This is a genomic window from Paenibacillus sp. FSL E2-0190, assembly GCF_037992965.1.
Classification (GTDB): domain Bacteria; phylum Bacillota; class Bacilli; order Paenibacillales; family Paenibacillaceae; genus Paenibacillus_AQ; species Paenibacillus_AQ odorifer.
In genome coordinates this window covers 1278988-1297120 of record NZ_CP150306.1, presented here as the reverse complement: position 1 = coordinate 1297120, position 18133 = coordinate 1278988, and the positions used below count along the sequence as shown (strand labels likewise).

Here is an 18133-nt window from a genome sequence, read left to right as displayed (position 1 = left end):
CTTCACCCTGCCTATTAGTCTCAATAGTCCTTCTACCTCAATTTACCCTTGCAGTGCCTTTCGCACGCTTAATATATATTTCGCCTGATCAAGTGGGTTCACGCCCCGGCGGGTGCGCTCAGCAGATACGTCTGGTGGACATTCTTCATAGCCGGCAAAAAAAGAAGTAAACGTGCTGCGCCCCTTCGTGTAGGAGCTTAAGCTGACAGGATAATCGAGTGACGTTGCCAGCGGCAGACGTCCTTCGATTATCATCCGTTCGCCTTGCAGCACGGGAGGCTCGAACGTGCCGCGCATCTGCACGAGGTCGTTCATCACCCGGCCGCCATTCTCCTCAGGGACCACGATGCGAACCTGCAGAATCGGCTCCAGAAGCTTAGTGCCTACCCGAGCGAGTCCGTCCATAATTCCCATCGGAGTCGCCACAGCAAAATCCAGCGGATGGGTATGCCATACATGATGCTGTCCCTCGGTCAAGGTCACTTTAAGGTCGGTAACCTCCCAGCCATACAAACCCTGCTGCAAGGCTTCCGGTACACGGCGTGCGGTTTCGCTCTGGTATTGCGGCAGCAGATCGGAACTCCGCACTATCGAATCATAGACTAAACCACTGCCCGGAGGTCCAGGCTCAATCTGAAAGCGTAGAATCGCCCAGCACGGTTTCGGCATCGTGTAAGCGATAAAACCTTCGCCGGCACGGGCTGGCGTTTCTTTATAAATGACAGAAGGCTGACCGAAGGTCACCTTCAGCGCATATCGCTCCTCCAGAACACTGTTCAGAATCTCCAGCTGAATCGGTCCCATTACTTTGATATGCAGCTCCCGCTCATCCTGCAGCCACTGTGCATCCAAAAGCGGATCTTCATCCGCCAGCTCCTGCAGCGCCCCGATAACCTTATGGTCATCCATATCTGGCTCCCAGAATACACGCACCGTTAGCAGCGGTACAGCCAGCTTCGCCTCCTCCGGAATGGCCCCCGGATGGCCGAGCACATCTCCGATGCGCACCCCGGAAAGACCATAGATAACAGCAATATCTCCCGCTTCAAGCGCTCCAACATCCTCGGTCCGACCACCTTCGACCTTGCGGATCTGGGTCACTTTCCCCTGAATATCCTGCGTATAATTCAACAGCGTATCGCGGTTACGGATCGTCCCTTCATAAAGGCGGACAAACGCCATCCGTCCCATACTTTTATCACGTTGAATATTGTATACGATGCCTGACACCGGACCCTCCACATTCCCACCAGCGCGCGGATAATACTCAACCATCGCATCCAGCAAGGCAGTAATCCCAAGCCCCTTGGCGGCGACGCCATAAACCATCGGAAAAAAGCGACCTGATGAGGAGGCTGTTTTCATATATTTTTTCCATTCAGCCAAATCAATCGGACTACCAGACATATACTTCTCCAACAGCTCTTCGTCCCGTTCAGCTAAAGCCTCTAATAATTCTGTTCGCTTGTTAGCATCAGCTTCATTCTCCCATAAATCTCTTGCTCCTATGTACTCCTTCTCTTTGCCGATGGGTTGCTGAACTGGAATAATATCACTAGACAAATAATTTCGCGCCTCTGCCAGCACAGCTTCAGGGTCAGCACCTACACGATCCATTTTGTTCACAAAAATAAGTGTGGGGATTCCCAGCTTGCGCAGCGCGTTCCAGATCATCTCGCTTTGGGCCTGCACACCCTCCACGGCTGAAAGAACAAGCACCGCACAATCCATCACCCGCAAAGACCGCTCAACTTCGGACAGAAAATCGACGTGCCCCGGGGTATCGACCAGATTAATCTGCACACCTTTCCAAGCAAAAGAAGCCAATGCCGCCCGTACGGAGATCCCCCGCTGCCGCTCCACATCCATAGAATCCGTCAATGCCGTCCCCGTATCTACGCTGCCAAGCGCTCGAATGCGACCGCTTTCATACAAAATATGCTCCGTTGTTGTTGTCTTCCCGGCGTCCACATGGGCAAATATCCCCACATTAATCCGTTCTGCTCCCTGCTGCTGAATCATCTATAGTTCCCCTATCATGAGCTAGATTTATCTAAATTTATCTGAATTTATATTATTTACATCCTTATGTTCCATAGTAATATATCCATCCACGTTGTTCCACCCTCCAGTTCAAATGGTTAGATTCAGCTATGCCGGGTATGTAATTACTAATATAAGAAATTTAACGCCGAGGAGGAAATTCATCATGACAGATAAACGTTTACAGGATAAAGTTGCAGTGGTTACAGGTGCTGGTTCCGGTATTGGAAAAGCTACAGCGATACGGTTTGCCCAACAGGGAGCTAAGGTATATATGCTTGACCGCACTCCCGAGGATTCCTATGAAACTAAACGTGAGATTGAATCTATTGGCGGTACAGCAACAGTAATTGAATGCGATGTCTCCAATCCAGGTCTGGTCGAAGAAAGTATTCGTAAGGTTGGGGAGGCGGCCCAGAAGATTGATATTATTTTTGCCAATGCTGGCATTAATGGTACATGGTCTCCCATCGAAACACTAGAAATCGAAGATTGGGACCAGACACTGAATACCAACCTACGCAGCACCTTTGCCACAGTAAAATACGCCATCCCCCACATGAAAGAAAATGGCGGCAGCATCATTATCACCAGCTCCATTAACGGCAACCGAGTATTCTCGAACATTGGCGCTTCCGCTTACTCATCTTCCAAGGCAGGACAAGTTGCTTTTATGAAAATGGCTGCCCTAGAGCTGGCGCAATACGGCATCCGTGTAAATGCCATCTGTCCTGGATCAATCGATACACAAATTGGAGATAATACGTATAAAAGCGATGATCTTCAAGAAGTGAAGATTCCTGTGGAATTTCCGGAAGGTAATCATCCGCTGGAAAATGCACCGGGTAAGCCTGAGCAGGTTGCCAATCTGGTATTATTTCTCGCATCGGATGAATCTTTTCATGTGACGGGAACTGAAATTTATGTAGATGGTGCCGAATCGCTACTGCGTGGATAATATTTTACTTGAACCGTTATAATATTTTAAATTCTATGCAACATTTTGGTCTAATCTACCATCTAAGAGTATGGAGGTGACGCAAATGAAAAAACCATTATTCATAAATAACGCTAAAAAAATGACTATAGCCTGCGGCATTTTGGCAGCGAGTGTGTCTTTTGGGGCATCCGCTTTTGCTTTTTCAGATTTGAAAGGTGATCCTGCGGAAGCAAAAATCAACTCTTTGCATAAAGAGGGGATTATAAACGGAGTAGACAAAGATAAGTTTGCTCCTAAATCTAAAGTAAGCTTTGCGCAAGGGATACAATTCATCGTTGGGGGTCTGAATCTGACTCCGCAACCAGCGGCAGGTAGTAGTTCTTCCAAAGCCAGTGATTATTTTGATAAAGTGAACGACAAGGCCTGGTATGCTTCGGCTTTCCTGACTGCCAAGCAAAATGGCCTTTCACTCGACCGGACAGTGGATCCTAATGGAACTATCACCCGTGCTCAGTTCGCGCACTTATTGACGCAAGCGTTGCAAAGTAAAGGTAACTTCCCTGTTACGCTGATGTATGTAGACATTAAGGATGGCGATAAACTCTCTACGGAGGTTATAAATAGTCTCCAGATCCTGCTGAATACACATATTGCCACACTCGATAAGAACGGTAGTTTCCGGCCGAATGATGCTATTACCCGCTCTGAAGCAGCCGCTCTGATCTATGATGCAGCCGCTTTTGCTAAACGTGTAATTGTATCTAATGGCAGTCCCACTACTCCAACCTACGAAACAGAGGTTACGTTGACCAAAGCGGGTGAAGGCGTAAATAAAGCCACCCTTACCGTTAATAATCTACCTAACCCCGGGTATGGGCTGGTGATTGAGCGAATCGAATTTGGTAAAGACAATACAGCTGTGATTTACTTTAACGTGACTGCTCCTGAACCAGGGAAAATGTACGCGCAGGTGATCACAAAAGCATCTGTTGCCACTTATCTGCCAGATGGATACAAAGCTATCGCTCAACCTGTAACTGGCTCCGCCTCTTATTCGTCTAGCGCGGCACAATAATATAAATCGAACTTGAGGGTTTTAGAGTTAAGGGTCAGTCGCAGATGCGGTGAATATTTGGACTTCAGCTGCCGTTTATGACGGCTGAGATACGGAGAAGCTTATGCTTACGAAGATGGCTTTCCTGTGGAAAGCTATAGGGAGGGCATTATCACTCTTACAGTTCTAGAGTTCCCCTTCGCCTCTCTTCCTTTCCTCAGGTATCTAAGTTCATTTTTATAAGCTAATAAGGGATGCCTCAAAAGCCATCATATGGCTGCTGAAGCATCCCTTGTTTGTTGTTCCTTCGCCCTTTATCCCAACTCCAAACTCCAAACTCCGAATGATAAGGTAACGGATGCAGCCGCTATCGAACTACATAATTGCTATTGTATTAAAAAAACATCCAATATGGGCCTATTTCTAACGAATAGCTGCACTGGGCCCGAACTGTACTCCGATGGCAATAAATTTGCAAATAACGTCGCTGGGTTCGCAAACTAACTCAGGCAGAAATGCTGATTACTTGGCAGTGATGAACATCAGACTTCGAGCGATTAAGTCATATTCGTGTGCAAAGCTACTTGACGGGGATGAACATCAAACTTCGAGCGATTAGATCATATTTGCACGGACGTAGCTTCTATCGGACCCAGATGACCTTATTCGCAGAAAAATGCCAATTTCACGATACTATCGGACTCCACCGTCGCTATTGGCACAAAAAGCACCATAGATATGCCTTTTTCTAATAAATAGCTGCACTGGAGTCCGAAACTATGCCCTAATCGCTAAAAACACGCGAATAGCGTCATCTGGGTCCGTAATACTCAGCGTATATCAATGGATATGAAAATCCGCTGAAGCAGGTAGCCAAAAACAAAATACAAGTCAGCGATGCTCCAATGTTTGCGGTATGCGAACGTAGCAGATGGTGTGCAACCGCTAGGTGCAACAGTTAGGTGTGCAACAGTTAGGTGTGCAACAGTTAGGTGTGCAACAGTTAGGTGTGCAACAGTTAGGTGTGTAGCAGTTAGGTGTGCAGTAACTAGGTGTGCAACAGATGGATTTGCAGCGGATGGGGTTGCAGTAGCTATCGGACCCAGATGAACTTATTCGCAGTATAATCGCACATTTGGACTACTAAAGGACTCCATCGTCGCTATCGACACAAAAAGCACCATAGATATGCCTTTTTCTAATGAATAGCTGCACTGGAGTCCGAAACTATGCCCTAATCGCTAAAAACACGCGAATAGCGTCATCTGGGTCCGTAAGGATCAGCGTGTATCAACGGATATGAAAATCCACTGAAGCAGGTAGCCAAAAACAAAATACAAGTCAGCGATGCTCCAATGTTTGCGGTATGCGAACGTAGCAGATGGGTGTGTAGCAGTTAGGTATGCAGTAACTAGGTGTTCAGTAACTAGGTGTGCAACAGATGGATTTGCAGCGGATGGGATTGCAGTAGCTATCGGACCCAGATGACCTTATTCGCAGTATAATCGCACATTTGGACTACTAAAGGACTCCATCGTCGCTATCGGCACAAAAAGCACCATAAATGTGCCTTTTTGTAATGAATAGCTGCACTTGAGTCCGAAACTGTGCTCTTATCGCTAAAAACACGCGAATAGCGTCATCTGGGTCCGTAATACTCAGCGTATATCAATGGATATGAAAATCCGCTGAAGCAGGTAGCCAAAAACAAAATACAAGTCAGCGATGCTCCAATGTTTGCGGTATGCGAACGTAGCAGATGGGTGTGTAGCAGTTAGGTATGCAGTAACTAGGTGTTCAGCAGTTAGGTGTGCAGCAACTAGGTGTGCAGCAGTTAGGTGTGCAGCAACTAGGTGTGCAACAGATGGATTTGCAGCGGATGGGGTTGCAGTAGCTATCGGACCCAGATGAACTTATTCGCAGTATAATCGCACATTTGGACTACTAAAGGACTCCATCGTCGCTATCGGCACAAAAAGCACCATAAATGTGCCTTTTTGTAATGAATAGCTGCACTGGAGTCCGAAACTGTGCTCTAATCGCTAAAAACACGCGAATAGCGTCATTTGGGTCCGTAAGGATCAGCGTATACCAACGGACGTGAATAATAAGTTGAAGCAGGCAAACAGCGTCCATAATAGCGCCATCTGAGTCCGTAAGCTAAGGCGTCCATAATAGCATCATCTGGGTCCGTAAGCTAAGGCGTCCATAATAGCGTCATCTGGGTCCGTAAGCTAAGGCGTCCATTGATCATGAATAATGCCGACTAATGCATGGTCTTCTCCGATCTTTTCGAAGACTAGGCGCAGGCTGCGCCAATCCATACCCTCGACAGAAGGATCGATACCAGCAATATGATATTCAACGAAATCATATTGCTCCTTAGGATACACTTCGTTTAAGTTATTGATCGTCGTCCCTTGCCCAAGCCCCTTGTTCACAGCAATTTCGGCCTTCTGAATGAAGTCCGCATCATAAACAAACCGCTTGTAGTAATCTGCGAATGTCAGCTCGATTAAATCACCGGAGCCAGCAAATGTTCGCCAGACTCTTTTGGTAGAGTCATTCATTAATCCTTCTACTTCCTCCCGGGTGAATACAAGATCATTTTTTGTATCCACGTATGCATATGGAGAGAAACGTAGCCCTTTATCCCGATGTACCCATGCCGCTAATTGCTTCATATCCTTGTTTTTAATTGACCTTATAACCGTCGTCGCTGCTTCCTCAACTGATGGCGGTAATCCCTCTAGATCCTGCGGCTGCCCCGTACTTGATGTCTCAGTCTCCTGTGGTGATTCCGTAGTAGCCGCTGACTGTGCAGTTGATGTCTGCTCTGGCGTCTGCTTTTCCGTCTGCTCTGGTGCCTGCTCGGGTATCGGCTTTTGCGTCTGCACTGGCGTCTGCTCTTGTGAATGCTCTGGCGTCTGCTTCGGCTCCGTCCCTGCTTCTGGCGTTCCGCTACATGCTGTAAGCCATAACATTGCTGCTATCAGCGCCAGCCCACCGATTTTTTTTGCGAAGTACATAAGATCCCTCCTTAGCTTCGATCCTTCACTCTTTAGACTGATTTGAACAAATGAAGGTTGCAAGCTTATACTAAAACTATCAATCATACAACTCTTATGAGAGGGCGGGGTTACCATTCATTTAACAGAAAAACTTAAAAGCCTTCCCCTAACTCCCGGCGTTTATCTCATGAAGGATAATCTCGGTCATATTATATATGTTGGCAAGGCAAAACAGTTAAAACGGAGAGTCCAATCCTATTTTCAAAACTCAAAATCTCATTCCCCAAAGGTTAAGCAGCTTGTAAGAAATATTAAAGATCTGGAAATCATCCTTACGGATACCGAATTCGAAGCCTTTATGCTGGAATGCAAATTAATTAAAGAGATCAAACCCATGTACAATAAAAAAATGAAAAATCCGCAGGCTTATACCTATATCGTAATAGGAGCGAATGAAAAAATACGTTCGTTAGAGATTACGTATGATCCTGCGGTCAAAGAAGGCACTCAGGTTTTGGGTCCCTATACAAGCAGAAGCACGGTTGAACGGGCAGTACAAGGCATTAAAGAAAGCTCAAAAATCCTTTGCAGCAACCCTAGCTTTAAAAATTCCCTATGCCTAAACCATTCGCTTGGCCTATGCATAGGGATGTGTACAGGCGGAGATGCCGCTGTTCAATATAATAAAATTATTGATCGGGTCATTGACTTACTAAACGGCTCAGATTCCAGCATCCTCGAGGAAATGGAGCAGCGGATGGCAGTGGCCGCGGAGCACTATGACTTCGAAACCGCCGCCAAATACAGGGATTATATTGGAGCTGTCAGCTTCCTGATTCACAAAGAGAAGGTCATCGAATTCGCTCAAGAGAATCAGAATATTGCAGTTCTTGAGGCCATGAATGAACAGACGCTTAAACTCATTCTGCTCAAGGGCAACCGTATCCTGTCCCATACCAAGCTACAATATGATCAACCGGATATCACCCACCTGCAAGCGGCAATAAAGTCAGCGATTATGACCTCTTTTCACAGTGAACCCAATCAGACCCCGGCAGCGATCGGCCGCCATGAAATTGACGAAGCACAAATAATATACAGCTATTTAAAAAGCAGCTCCTGCAGCTACATCATCATTCAAGAGGATTGGCTTGCAGCTGAGCAACGTTCCAATATGGAGACTTCGGTAAATGAGCTGTTGCAGATTTTTTTAAATGCGCTTCCCTCTCATTCCTATAATTAAAAGGTACGGGTTGTAACTGCGGTGAATGTTTGGACTTCCGGCTGATTATATTAAACGGCGGCCTGCCTTTGCAGGCTGCATTTTTCGGTTTTGCTTCTTCAACAATCTTTTATAGCGTTTTTGAGTGTAAAGCACCTCACCCGCCTCCATTACCGTTTCCTTCGCCTCATTAACAACCAGCTTAGTTTCCTCCACACATTCCTTCATACGATTGATCTCCGATTTGAATCCCTCAGATCTGTCCTTCGCCTGCTCCAACGTGATCTGAATGTTTCCCTTCATCTCATCTATAGGTTCTTTCAACCCCTCTACTGATTGCTTAACTCCGTCAAGGGATTGCTTCAGGCCATTCACACTATTTTTTAATTCTTTCAATGGATTTCCCACATCTATCTCCTCCTAGTAATAAGCCATTAGTTCAACTGTTACTCTAAACTTACCCAAAGAGTGCACGTCCTTCACTTCTATAATGACAAAAAGGGTTCCAGCTGAAAATAATCAACAAGAAGCCAGTCCCCAATAATGGAGACTGGCTTCTTGTTGTCGTTCTTTGAGGATCACTGCGATCTGTCTACTTTACGCTTCCCGCCTCAACACGCGGCGGACGCATCGTCAAGCTGACCCGGCCCTTCTTCAGGTCAACCCCCATCACCCAGACGGTGACATTGTCTCCTACGGAGACAACGTCCATCGGGTGCTTCACAAAGCTGCCGCTGAGCTGGGAAATATGCACCAGCCCATCGTTTTTGATGCCGATATCGACGAATGCGCCGAAATCGATAACGTTGCGGACGGTTCCCTGCATTTCCATGCCAGGAACCAGGTCCTCGATCTTCAGCACATCGGTGCGGAAGATCGGCAGCGGCAGCTCCTCGCGCGGATCGCGGCCCGGACGCTGCAAGCTCTCCAGGATGTCGCGCAGCGTAGGCACGCCGACATCCAGCTTCACAGCCAGCTCCTCGGCATTTTGCACCTCAAGCTGTGAGGCTACTTCTTTGCTGCCAAGCTTATTCACATCGAGGCTTAGCTCACGGAACAAACGATCCACCACCGGATAGGACTCGGGGTGAATAGGCGTGCGGTCCAAGGTGTTGCCTCCACCTGGAATCCGCAGGAAGCCGATACATTGCTCATAGGACTTGGCACCTAGACGAGGTACCTTTTGCAGCTGCTTCCGAGTCGTGAACTTGCCGTTCTCTTCCCGGAATTTAACGATATTCTTAGCAATTGTTCCATTAACTCCTGCCACATAAGAAAGCAAGGCAGGAGATGCCGTGTTCACATCCACGCCAACATGGTTTACCGCTGATTCCACGACGGCTTTAAGACTCTCCTCCAGATGCTTTTGGGAGACGTCATGCTGGTACTGTCCCACACCAATAGCTTTCGGATCGATTTTCACCAGCTCCGCCAGCGGGTCTTGCACACGACGGGCGATAGAAGCCGCGCTGCGCTCCGCTACATCCAGATCCGGGAATTCCTCCTGCGCCAGCTTGGAAGCCGAATAGACACTCGCTCCCGCTTCATTAACGATCAGGTACGCCAGCTCTGGATTGCCAATCTCGGCAATCACTTCTGCTGTAAACTGCTCCGTTTCACGCGAGCCTGTACCATTGCCGATTACGATGAGCTGAATGCCGTACTTAGCAATCAACTCTTTGAACTTAGCAGCAGCTTCGAGCTTCTTGTTGTTCGGCGGCGTCGGATAGGTCACAGCTACCTCTAGCAGCTTACCTGTATCGTCTACAACAGCCAGCTTACAGCCAGTACGGTATGCAGGGTCAACACCCAGCACACAACGTCCCTTCACTGGCGGTTGCAGCAGAAGGCTACGTAGATTGCCAGAGAAGATCGAAATCGCCTGGTTCTCCCCACGTTCGGTCATCTCTCCACGAACTTCACGCTCTACAGAAGGAGCAATCAAACGTTTGTAGGCATCCTCAGTCACTGCTTCCAGCAGTTCCTTCACCGGGGATGGCCCTTTAATGATCTTCCGTGCGATATAGGCATGAATTTTATCAGTGACGACCTCAATGCCTACCTTTAATATATTTTCACGCTCACCACGGTTAATTGCTAGGATGCGGTGAGGTGGCATTTTGTGTACAGGTTCACGGTAACTATAGTAATTTTCGTATACAGATTCTTGTTCTGCATCCTTTGCTTCAGACACAAGAATACCTTGACTTGCTGTATACTGGCGAACCCAAGAGCGGATCGCAGGATCATCTGCTATGTTCTCGGCAATGATATCCAGTGCGCCTTGCAGCGCTTGGTCTGCGCTCTCTACTCCCTTTTCCACATCAATATATTTCGATGCTTCAGTCTGTGGATCCCCTTGTCTTTGCTGCTCCAAGATCCAGTTAGCAAGCGGCTCAAGTCCTTTTTCCTTCGCAACACTAGCCCGCGTCTTACGCTTTTGCTTGAAGGGACGATACAAGTCCTCTACTTCCTGAAGCTTGACCGCATTGATAATTTGCTCATGAAGCTCTTTGGTCAGCTTACCCTGCTCTTCAATATTGCGTATAACGTCTTTTTTACGTTCGCCTAGATTGCGAAGATAACCCAGCCGTTCTTCAATATCACGAAGCGCATTCTCGTCCAGCTCACCCGTCATTTCCTTCCGATATCTGGCGATGAACGGAATGGTATTTCCCTCATCCAGCAGTCCTACCGTAGTGCGTACCTGTTTCAGACTAATGTTCAATTCCTTGGCAATCGCTACGGTTATCAATTCCTGCTCCCGCTGTGCGTTTGCCTCATCCGTAATGACTTCCGTATTGCTGTTATCTACCGCCATTAGTATCCCTCTTCCCGTACACAATCTGCTTATACATATCTTGATCTCATAATTAAAATAGTATCACAGATTCGGCTCTGCACCAAAGACCAGCCCGAATAGCGCGCTTTGTACTGAACCGCTGTGCGATAAAGCGAGGCATGGTAGAGTGGTCAGAGCCCGGATTCGGCGATTACGCCCGCTGTCCCATTCCCCGTTTTCCGGAACTCAGTGACAATACAAAACACAAAGCCAGAACGAGCGCGGCTGCCCCATATGGGAAGTTAATACTAAGATCAAACAAATACCCTGCGACGATAGGCCCAGCAATATTTCCGAGACTTGTATAAGCTGAGTTCATTCCCGCTACGAAACCTTGCTGCGATTCTCCGGCCATCTTGGAAAGCTGTGTGCCTACTGCTGGACGCAGAATATCCATTGCAAAGAACACAATAAAGGTAACCGTAATAATCGCCCAAAAGCCGCTTACAAACAAGGTCAGCAGAATAAACAATGATGAGACTATAAGACAAGTGGAGATCACCTTGTTCTCCCCGAATTTATTCAAGATCCAGCCAAACGCGGACACCTGCACCACCGCACCTGCAATAGAACCAAAGGTAATTACAAAAGCGATATCCTTAGGTGTAAAGCCAAATTTATGGTCCACGAACAATCCGAACACCGTTTCATAATTAGCCAGCCCAAAAGCCATAACAAATACAATAATTAAGCCGAAAAAATACGGTTCGCGATAAGAACGCATCAGCTGCGTCAAGAAGCTTTCCTGATTATTTTTTGATAACGTCGCTTCCTTACGTTTCTCTTCAGATAGAGACTCAGGCAAAATTAAAACTGTAATTAGAGCTGCAACTCCAGCTGCACCCGCTGCACAGAAAAAGGGTACCCGCATTCCAAGCTCAGCAAGATAACCTCCAATCCCAGGACCAATAATAAAGCCGGTGGTAATGGCTGCATTAATTAGCCCCATTCCTTTAGCTCTCTCTTCAAAAGAAGTCGTGTCCGCTACATAAGCCATAACTGCCGGCATAATTAAAGCAGCTCCTGCACCACCAAGCAATCTCGAAACGAACAAGAGCCAGGGTACATTGGCCAGACCAAAAATCAGCTCCGATATCGCAAACACGATCAAACCTGCTACAATCACCTTTTTTCTACCGATTCTGTCGGATAATCTGCCGGCAAATGGCGATATTAATAATTGGGCAAGCGAGAAGGAGGCGACCAAGAGCCCGACAGTACTTCCGCTGATCCCAAGCTCATTCATGTAGGTTGGCATTATTGGGACTACTAGCCCAATTCCAGTAAAAGCCAGAAAAATATTAAGCATAACAAGCAGCATAGCGCCTCTGTTTCTAAGTAACAATGACATTGTATTAACCCTCCGTGTGTTTAAAGCCAAAACTTCGAATATTATGCATGTTAAGACCGACCATCCGGTCTAAATAATATTAAAAAAATAACCCTTCCTATTCCGGTGCCTTTGAGAAGCTTCAGCCTTCATGTTCCTGAATGTAAAGCTTCTTTTCATGCCCCTCGTTATCTTACCCCGTACGGATCCCTTGTAATAATAAATTTACTGCTTCCCGGTAATATTTTTTTATATCCTCCTGGGTCTTCTCATGAATCGAGAATTCAGAAACTCTTCCAATCCCTTCAAGCATGCCACTCACGATGATTACATAGTTCTCTAAGTCGCCCTTTACCAAATATCCCGTTTCAATACCTTCCTTCAAAAGATCACGACAAGCATGTGAGGCTGCTTCATAAAGAAGTGAAAGCCGCTTGCTAATCTCTTCCGGGTGGCATCTGCTTCTGGAGAATTCCTCGAGCGCATGAATCAATGGATTCTGAAAATCATTTGCGTAGTGTTCGGCTAACGCATAAAATCGTTCTTCGATCCCTACAATTTCCTGTTTCTTATCATCCCACGCTTGCAGCCATTCTAACGTATCCACTTCCACTACAAATAGAAAAAGCTCATCCTTGCTCGGAAAATGGTGATACAGACTGCCTTTACTGACATTCGAGGCTACACAAACTTCATTCATAGTTACGGCAGCATAACCCTTCTGTACAAACAGCTGCGTGGCCTTGCGCACAATTCTTTTTTTAGTTTCTTCTCCGTCTGAGCGTCCTTTGATTCTAAGCACCTCCTAAACCGACCGTACGGTCTAATAATATCAGATCATTTTCAAAAAGTGAAGACCTAACGATTCTTTATTTACTATACGCAAAAACGCATATTAAAAGACGCCCGGATTCGTACCCGAGCGCCAATCTCATGAGTTATCTATAACCTAGGGTGATTAAAAATCAATCAGACCAAGGCTGATTTGCAGCGATTCATCCACCTTTTTCATCGTTTCATCATCAAGGTGGGTGATCTTGTCAGTTAAGCGTTGTTTGTCAATCGTCCTAACCTGTTCCAGCAAAATAACAGAATCTCTGTCAAAGCCATGAGCAGCTGCGTCAATTTCCACATGTGTAGGTAACTTAGCCTTCTGGATTTGGGCTGTGATTGCAGCCACAATTACCGTCGGGCTAAAGCGATTGCCAATATCGTTCTGGATGACCAGAACTGGCCTTACTCCGCCTTGTTCAGAACCTACAACCGGCGAAAGATCAGCAAAAAAAACATCGCCACGTTTAACGATCAATGTCTACACCCCGCTTACTAAGCGGCCAAGAGTGCTGTCTGCATCTTCCTCCGCGAGGAAAGCCTCGCATGCCATGGTCAAGTTGATCTTAGCCATTTCCATGTAGCCGCGCTGCATGGACTCCCGGATGGAACGTTTCCTCCGTTCGCTCAAGTACAGCTTCATGGCCTGCCTAATCAATTCACTCCGGTTGGAATTCTCCAATTGAACAATTCCGTCCACTTCCTGCAAGAGATGATCGGGCAAGCTGATCATGATTCTTTTGGTGTTCTGCAAATTAGCCACCTTCTCTTCCACCCCCACAAACCTTCTGCCCTTGTGTTCCAGTGTTACAATATACAAGGAATTTTATACAAGGAATATATGCCGCCAGTATATCAAGTATGCTGCATCCCATTATAAACTAGAAATGGTGGTTCGTATAGGCTTTTAGTCACATCTCCTAATACGATACAATTCCTTCTATTTTCTCCCTTGTATAACATCACTGTCAAGAACTTTCAGTTTGTGAGCAGAGCATTTACTAATTTAGGAAGTGTGCCTTCACTTATATAAACGCGGGGCACCCGATGAGCCAACATGCAGATAACCTCGTAGTGAATTGTTCCAAGCTGGAGAGCCAACTCGTCTGCCGTGATCATCACGTCAGCTTGACGGCCGATGAGAACAACTTCTTCGCCTGCTTTAATTTGTTCCGCTTCTGCAGCGAAAGATTTGAGTGATACCATACACTGATCCATGCAGATTGTTCCGACGACAGGAACGCGGCTTCCACGTATTAGCACCTCCGCTTTGCCAGTTAGCATGCGGGAATATCCATCTGCGTACCCCACAGGTAGCGTTGCAATAATCTCCTCACTCTCTGTGATGTACCTAGTGCCGTAACTGACGCCCCAATCGGCAGGCAGGCTTTTGACATATACAACCTGCGTCTTCAGCGTCAATACCGGACGTAGTTCTACCAGTTGACGGTTCACCTCTGTGGAGGGATAAAATCCGTACAAGCTGATGCCTACACGCACCATGTTGCTGGATAAATAAGGTGAATCAATGGCCGTAGCGCTATTGCCCGTATGTATGATCGGGATCTGAATGTTCTGCTCCCGCAGCGTTTCCGCCACGCTCATGAACCGTCGATGCTGTTCCAGTGTATAGCTTTTGTCTTGTTCGTCTGCCTTGGCAAAATGGGTAAACATACCCTCCAGCTCCGCCTGCGCAACAGACTGCACTTCAGAGATAAATGCAGGTGCGTCAGCTGGTAAAAGACCCAGTCGTCCCATCCCGCTATCAATCTTGATATGCACCTTCAGCCGATGTTCCGGATCTATAGGAAGCTGTCTTATAGCTTCCAGTACCTCCGGTGTGAACAGTGTTACAGTTACATGGTTCTCCCAGGCAACGGCTATTCCTTCTGGGGAAGTGTAGCCAAGCACCAGTATAGGAATCAGTATTCCCGCCTGACGCAGCTCCAATGCTTCATCCAAAAAAGCCACACTAACATAATCTGCTCCGAGTCTTTCCAGCTCCCGTGTCACTTCCACTGCTCCATGGCCGTACGCATTTCCTTTGACGCATCCCATAAACTTTGTCTCTGCCGGCAAGTAGCGGCGAAAGGCTTCGTAATTGGCACGCAAATCATCCAGATTAATTTCGGCTACTGTCGGTCGATAGCTTGCTTGCACTTCAAGTCACCTTCTTACGTTGTAGTAAAACGTCATTGCTGCATTGCATTAATCATTGTCTTAGTACCAATGGTAATGCTACAGAAGGTGGCTGTCAATGTGTGCTGGAGCCCCGGCAAATAAAGAAAAGCGGATACTACGTTGTAGAGGAAAGAATCCCACAAAACGCAGTATCCGCCTACTTTTTATTATTTACCCGATTGTGCCTCCATAGAAGCGGCAATTTGCATCATTTCATTAGCAGGAAGATTGGCACTTGTAATTCGGTACTCTACTCCCTCAGACATCCAAGTCAATGTCTGCTGCTCATCCCCACTCAGAACTCCCCATGTAAAACCAAGGTCTTTCAGGGTTCCAGGCGCCAGTGCTACCGCACGGTCCAGTGGACGGGATTCCATAATAGTGTACTGATAAATCCCATCATATCGGATGAGAACAGCATGGTCTTTGTTCCCCTCCAATTTATGCGAGTCCTTAAACTCTACACCAGCTGGAATATAATCAGGTTCAATGATCCCAAAGTCTCCAAGCTCTGCAGCCACTGGTTGCTCAGCCGGTTCTTGGCCTTCAGGAGCTGTAATTGGATTACCATTCTCATCAACCTCAGCTACTGTGCTCTCTGCGGACTTACCCGAGGCCATGTTCTTTTCCATATCAAAAGAATCCTTGGTGAAATCCGTATCGAATTTGAAGGTGTCAAACTTCACGTTTACAACTACCTTCGCTTCAGAATCCGAGACTTGAACCTGTTTAGGTTCATAAGTCTTTTTATCAAGCCAAATCTTTTGCCGTACAAGGGCATTGCTTTGATAATTCGCGGCTACCTCGAACACATAGTTATCCCCATCTTCCACAAATTGGCGATTATTATCCGAAACTATGCCACGAACCAACGTCTGATACAGATAGACCTGCCCTTGATCATCCGGCCAATCGCTTTGGAAGCGGAAGCTCTTATTCATACTTGGTGTGAGTACGAATACTCCCTCATCATTACGAAGTACGATCTGCGTAATATCCTTCTGAACATTTGCCAAGCTGATCCGGTAGTAGGAAGGATTCTTGTACCATACCTCTACCTTATACTCCTGCGGCTGTTCCCCGGTATACAGGGTCATTGTGCCAGAACCTTGGTACGTTCCCTGCTTACTTTCCAACTTATCAGCTACATTGTTCAAATCCTTGACTACGGAAGCGGCATCCTTCTTCCCGCACCCCGTCATCACCAGGGCCACGCTCATAATGATCGCGAGTACCCATGTTATCCGGCGCATGACATCATCCCCTTAACCTGTTTTGAATGCATTGATTAGTACATGTCTATGAGGGACTTGGCCGCAATATGCAGACGGGCATGACAAGCGTGGGTCTTGGAGTATGGAATAGTTGCTTAATAGAAAAAGAATCCGCATCGGATGCGAATTCTTTTTAAAAAAATAAAAATTCTAATCGTTTAAAGTCGTATCTTTCCCTTCAACTTTTCACATAGGATTAAAATTCTCTTGTATTATTTCGGTATCAGGAGTTTTGGTCTCTCCCTTTGATTTTTCCCAGCAAAAGTTTGAATGAAATAAAAAACGTACTCGTTGTGTAAAAGTTAATAATTGAGGATATCCGAATTGTGTGTACTTTTCTTTTAATAAATTCTCTTTAGTGATTCTACAAAAATAAAACCCGGTTTCTGGAACATAGTCTAGTGAGGTATACTTATTCGTTATCCTTCCTAGTTTATTATTAATTTTCTCTAATACTTTCAAAATGATCCACGACAATCCAAATATACTTGTCAACATTACAATAATAATATAAATAAAATAAATACCATCTTTATAAGGATTTCCTGAAATTTTATAATTTCTCTGAATCCATTCTAAATAAAAAAAAATTGCAGCTCGTAACCAAGTAGGTACACTAAGAAAAATAAATGTGATAATACTTTTTTCTTTTATATCTTGGATCAATGTCTTACTCATTTTATTTTTATATTTCTTGAAGCTTGATTCATTGTATGACTTGAGTTCTCTAAATTCTTGATCTAAATCCCTAATTATTTTCTGTCTTAAATTAATCTGCTCATTAGTTAAATCTATATTTCGGGAATTTTCTAGAGTAGAAACTATCGATAATTTATTTATAACTTCCTTCCTTATATCAAAAATATTCTCTGAACTTCTGTGATATTGTTCAATTTCTAGTAATATCATAAAATCCTCAAATAAAGAAGAGGATAATAAATAACCATACTTCTCTATTATTGTTTCAGTTTCACTATCTATTAAATAACGCTGAAGTTCTTTACTTCTAGTTTTTTTTATCAAAGGATTATATACTTTTTCTAACTTATCAGTCACAGTTTTATGATAATTATTAGTCTCTTCATATTTACTTCTAGACAAGGTCAATAATAGATTTGTAATAAGTGTCAGTAGCCCTACCCCAGCAGCTATAGAAGCAGATAATAACGCAGTGTTTTTTATAAAAAAATCCATATCTCATCTCCTAAAAAACAAGTTACTTATTATTGTAGCAGCCTGTAATAAAATAAAATATGACTGAATAAGTTTTGCAATATTAATTATTCGTACAAAAAAAATCAATAAGAAGCCTTCAACCGACTTAGAATCAAATTTAGAACTTAATTTAGTCGCCGCCTGTAGTTCAAGCCAAAAAGCCCGCGCACAGCGCTGGCTCTATACTTCA

Annotated in this window: 14 protein-coding genes; 3 read left to right on the top strand and 11 right to left on the bottom strand. The window is 45.5% G+C overall.

All coding sequences use genetic code 11. From position 1 onward, the window contains the following. Positions 1-42 precede the first annotated feature (42 nt). Positions 43-2022, bottom strand: coding sequence for a translation factor GTPase family protein (locus tag NST25_RS05535; RefSeq protein WP_340393450.1), 1980 nt, complete (start codon positions 2020-2022; stop codon positions 43-45). Positions 2023-2209: 187 nt separating this feature from the next. Here NST25_RS05535 and NST25_RS05530 point away from each other — a divergent pair, with 187 nt between their 5' ends. Further along, positions 2210-3001: an SDR family NAD(P)-dependent oxidoreductase gene (locus NST25_RS05530; RefSeq protein WP_076220605.1), complete on the top strand. Its 792-nt coding sequence runs from the start codon at positions 2210-2212 to the stop codon at positions 2999-3001. 85 nt (positions 3002-3086) lie between these two features. Then, complete coding sequence (locus NST25_RS05525; RefSeq protein ID WP_076187528.1) at positions 3087-4058, top strand: S-layer homology domain-containing protein; 972 nt, start codon at positions 3087-3089, stop codon at positions 4056-4058. Between the two features lie 2213 nt (positions 4059-6271). On the opposite strand, the gene NST25_RS05520 is transcribed toward NST25_RS05525, so the two are convergent. After that, a complete protein-coding gene (locus tag NST25_RS05520; protein WP_339246737.1) occupies positions 6272-7066 on the bottom strand; it encodes a hypothetical protein in 795 nt (264 codons plus the stop codon). A gap of 169 nt (positions 7067-7235) precedes the next feature. On the opposite strand from NST25_RS05520, the gene NST25_RS05515 reads away from it, so the two are divergent. Beyond that, positions 7236-8291 carry a GIY-YIG nuclease family protein gene (locus tag NST25_RS05515; protein WP_340393449.1) on the top strand — a complete coding sequence of 352 codons (1056 nt, stop codon included), beginning with the start codon at positions 7236-7238 and terminating at the stop codon, positions 8289-8291. Between the two features lie 45 nt (positions 8292-8336). Here the strand turns inward: NST25_RS05515 and NST25_RS05510 are convergent, their stop codons facing one another. The 9 genes from NST25_RS05510 to NST25_RS05470 form a co-directional block, all read right to left on the bottom strand. Continuing rightward, positions 8337-8678, bottom strand: a complete 342-nt coding sequence (locus NST25_RS05510; RefSeq protein ID WP_076219274.1) for a hypothetical protein — start codon at positions 8676-8678, stop codon at positions 8337-8339. A 184-nt stretch (positions 8679-8862) separates the two neighbouring features. Continuing rightward, positions 8863-11091, bottom strand: coding sequence for a Tex family protein (locus tag NST25_RS05505; RefSeq protein ID WP_340393448.1), 2229 nt, complete (start codon positions 11089-11091; stop codon positions 8863-8865). A 172-nt stretch (positions 11092-11263) separates the two neighbouring features. Then, positions 11264-12463 (bottom strand): MFS transporter, encoded by a 1200-nt coding sequence (locus NST25_RS05500; RefSeq protein WP_076100052.1) that lies wholly within the window; start codon positions 12461-12463, stop codon positions 11264-11266. Positions 12464-12635: 172 nt separating this feature from the next. Then, positions 12636-13244 carry a TetR/AcrR family transcriptional regulator gene (locus NST25_RS05495; RefSeq protein ID WP_081383506.1) on the bottom strand — a complete coding sequence of 203 codons (609 nt, stop codon included), beginning with the start codon at positions 13242-13244 and terminating at the stop codon, positions 12636-12638. A gap of 156 nt (positions 13245-13400) precedes the next feature. Further along, positions 13401-13751, bottom strand: coding sequence for a type II toxin-antitoxin system PemK/MazF family toxin (locus tag NST25_RS05490; RefSeq protein ID WP_036686777.1), 351 nt, complete (start codon positions 13749-13751; stop codon positions 13401-13403). Between the two features lie 3 nt (positions 13752-13754). Beyond that, the gene (locus NST25_RS05485; RefSeq protein ID WP_025698676.1) at positions 13755-14036 is read right to left on the bottom strand and encodes a CopG family ribbon-helix-helix protein; all 282 of its coding nucleotides are present in this window, start codon (positions 14034-14036) and stop codon (positions 13755-13757) included. A 215-nt stretch (positions 14037-14251) separates the two neighbouring features. Next, entirely contained in the window at positions 14252-15433 is a 1182-nt protein-coding gene (alr, locus tag NST25_RS05480) for an alanine racemase (protein WP_340393447.1), read from the bottom strand. 188 nt (positions 15434-15621) lie between these two features. Next, the gene (locus NST25_RS05475; protein ID WP_076129533.1) at positions 15622-16707 is read right to left on the bottom strand and encodes an outer membrane lipoprotein carrier protein LolA; all 1086 of its coding nucleotides are present in this window, start codon (positions 16705-16707) and stop codon (positions 15622-15624) included. 207 nt (positions 16708-16914) lie between these two features. Further along, positions 16915-17922, bottom strand: a complete 1008-nt coding sequence (locus tag NST25_RS05470; RefSeq protein WP_340393446.1) for a hypothetical protein — start codon at positions 17920-17922, stop codon at positions 16915-16917. Positions 17923-18133: the final 211 nt, after the last annotated feature.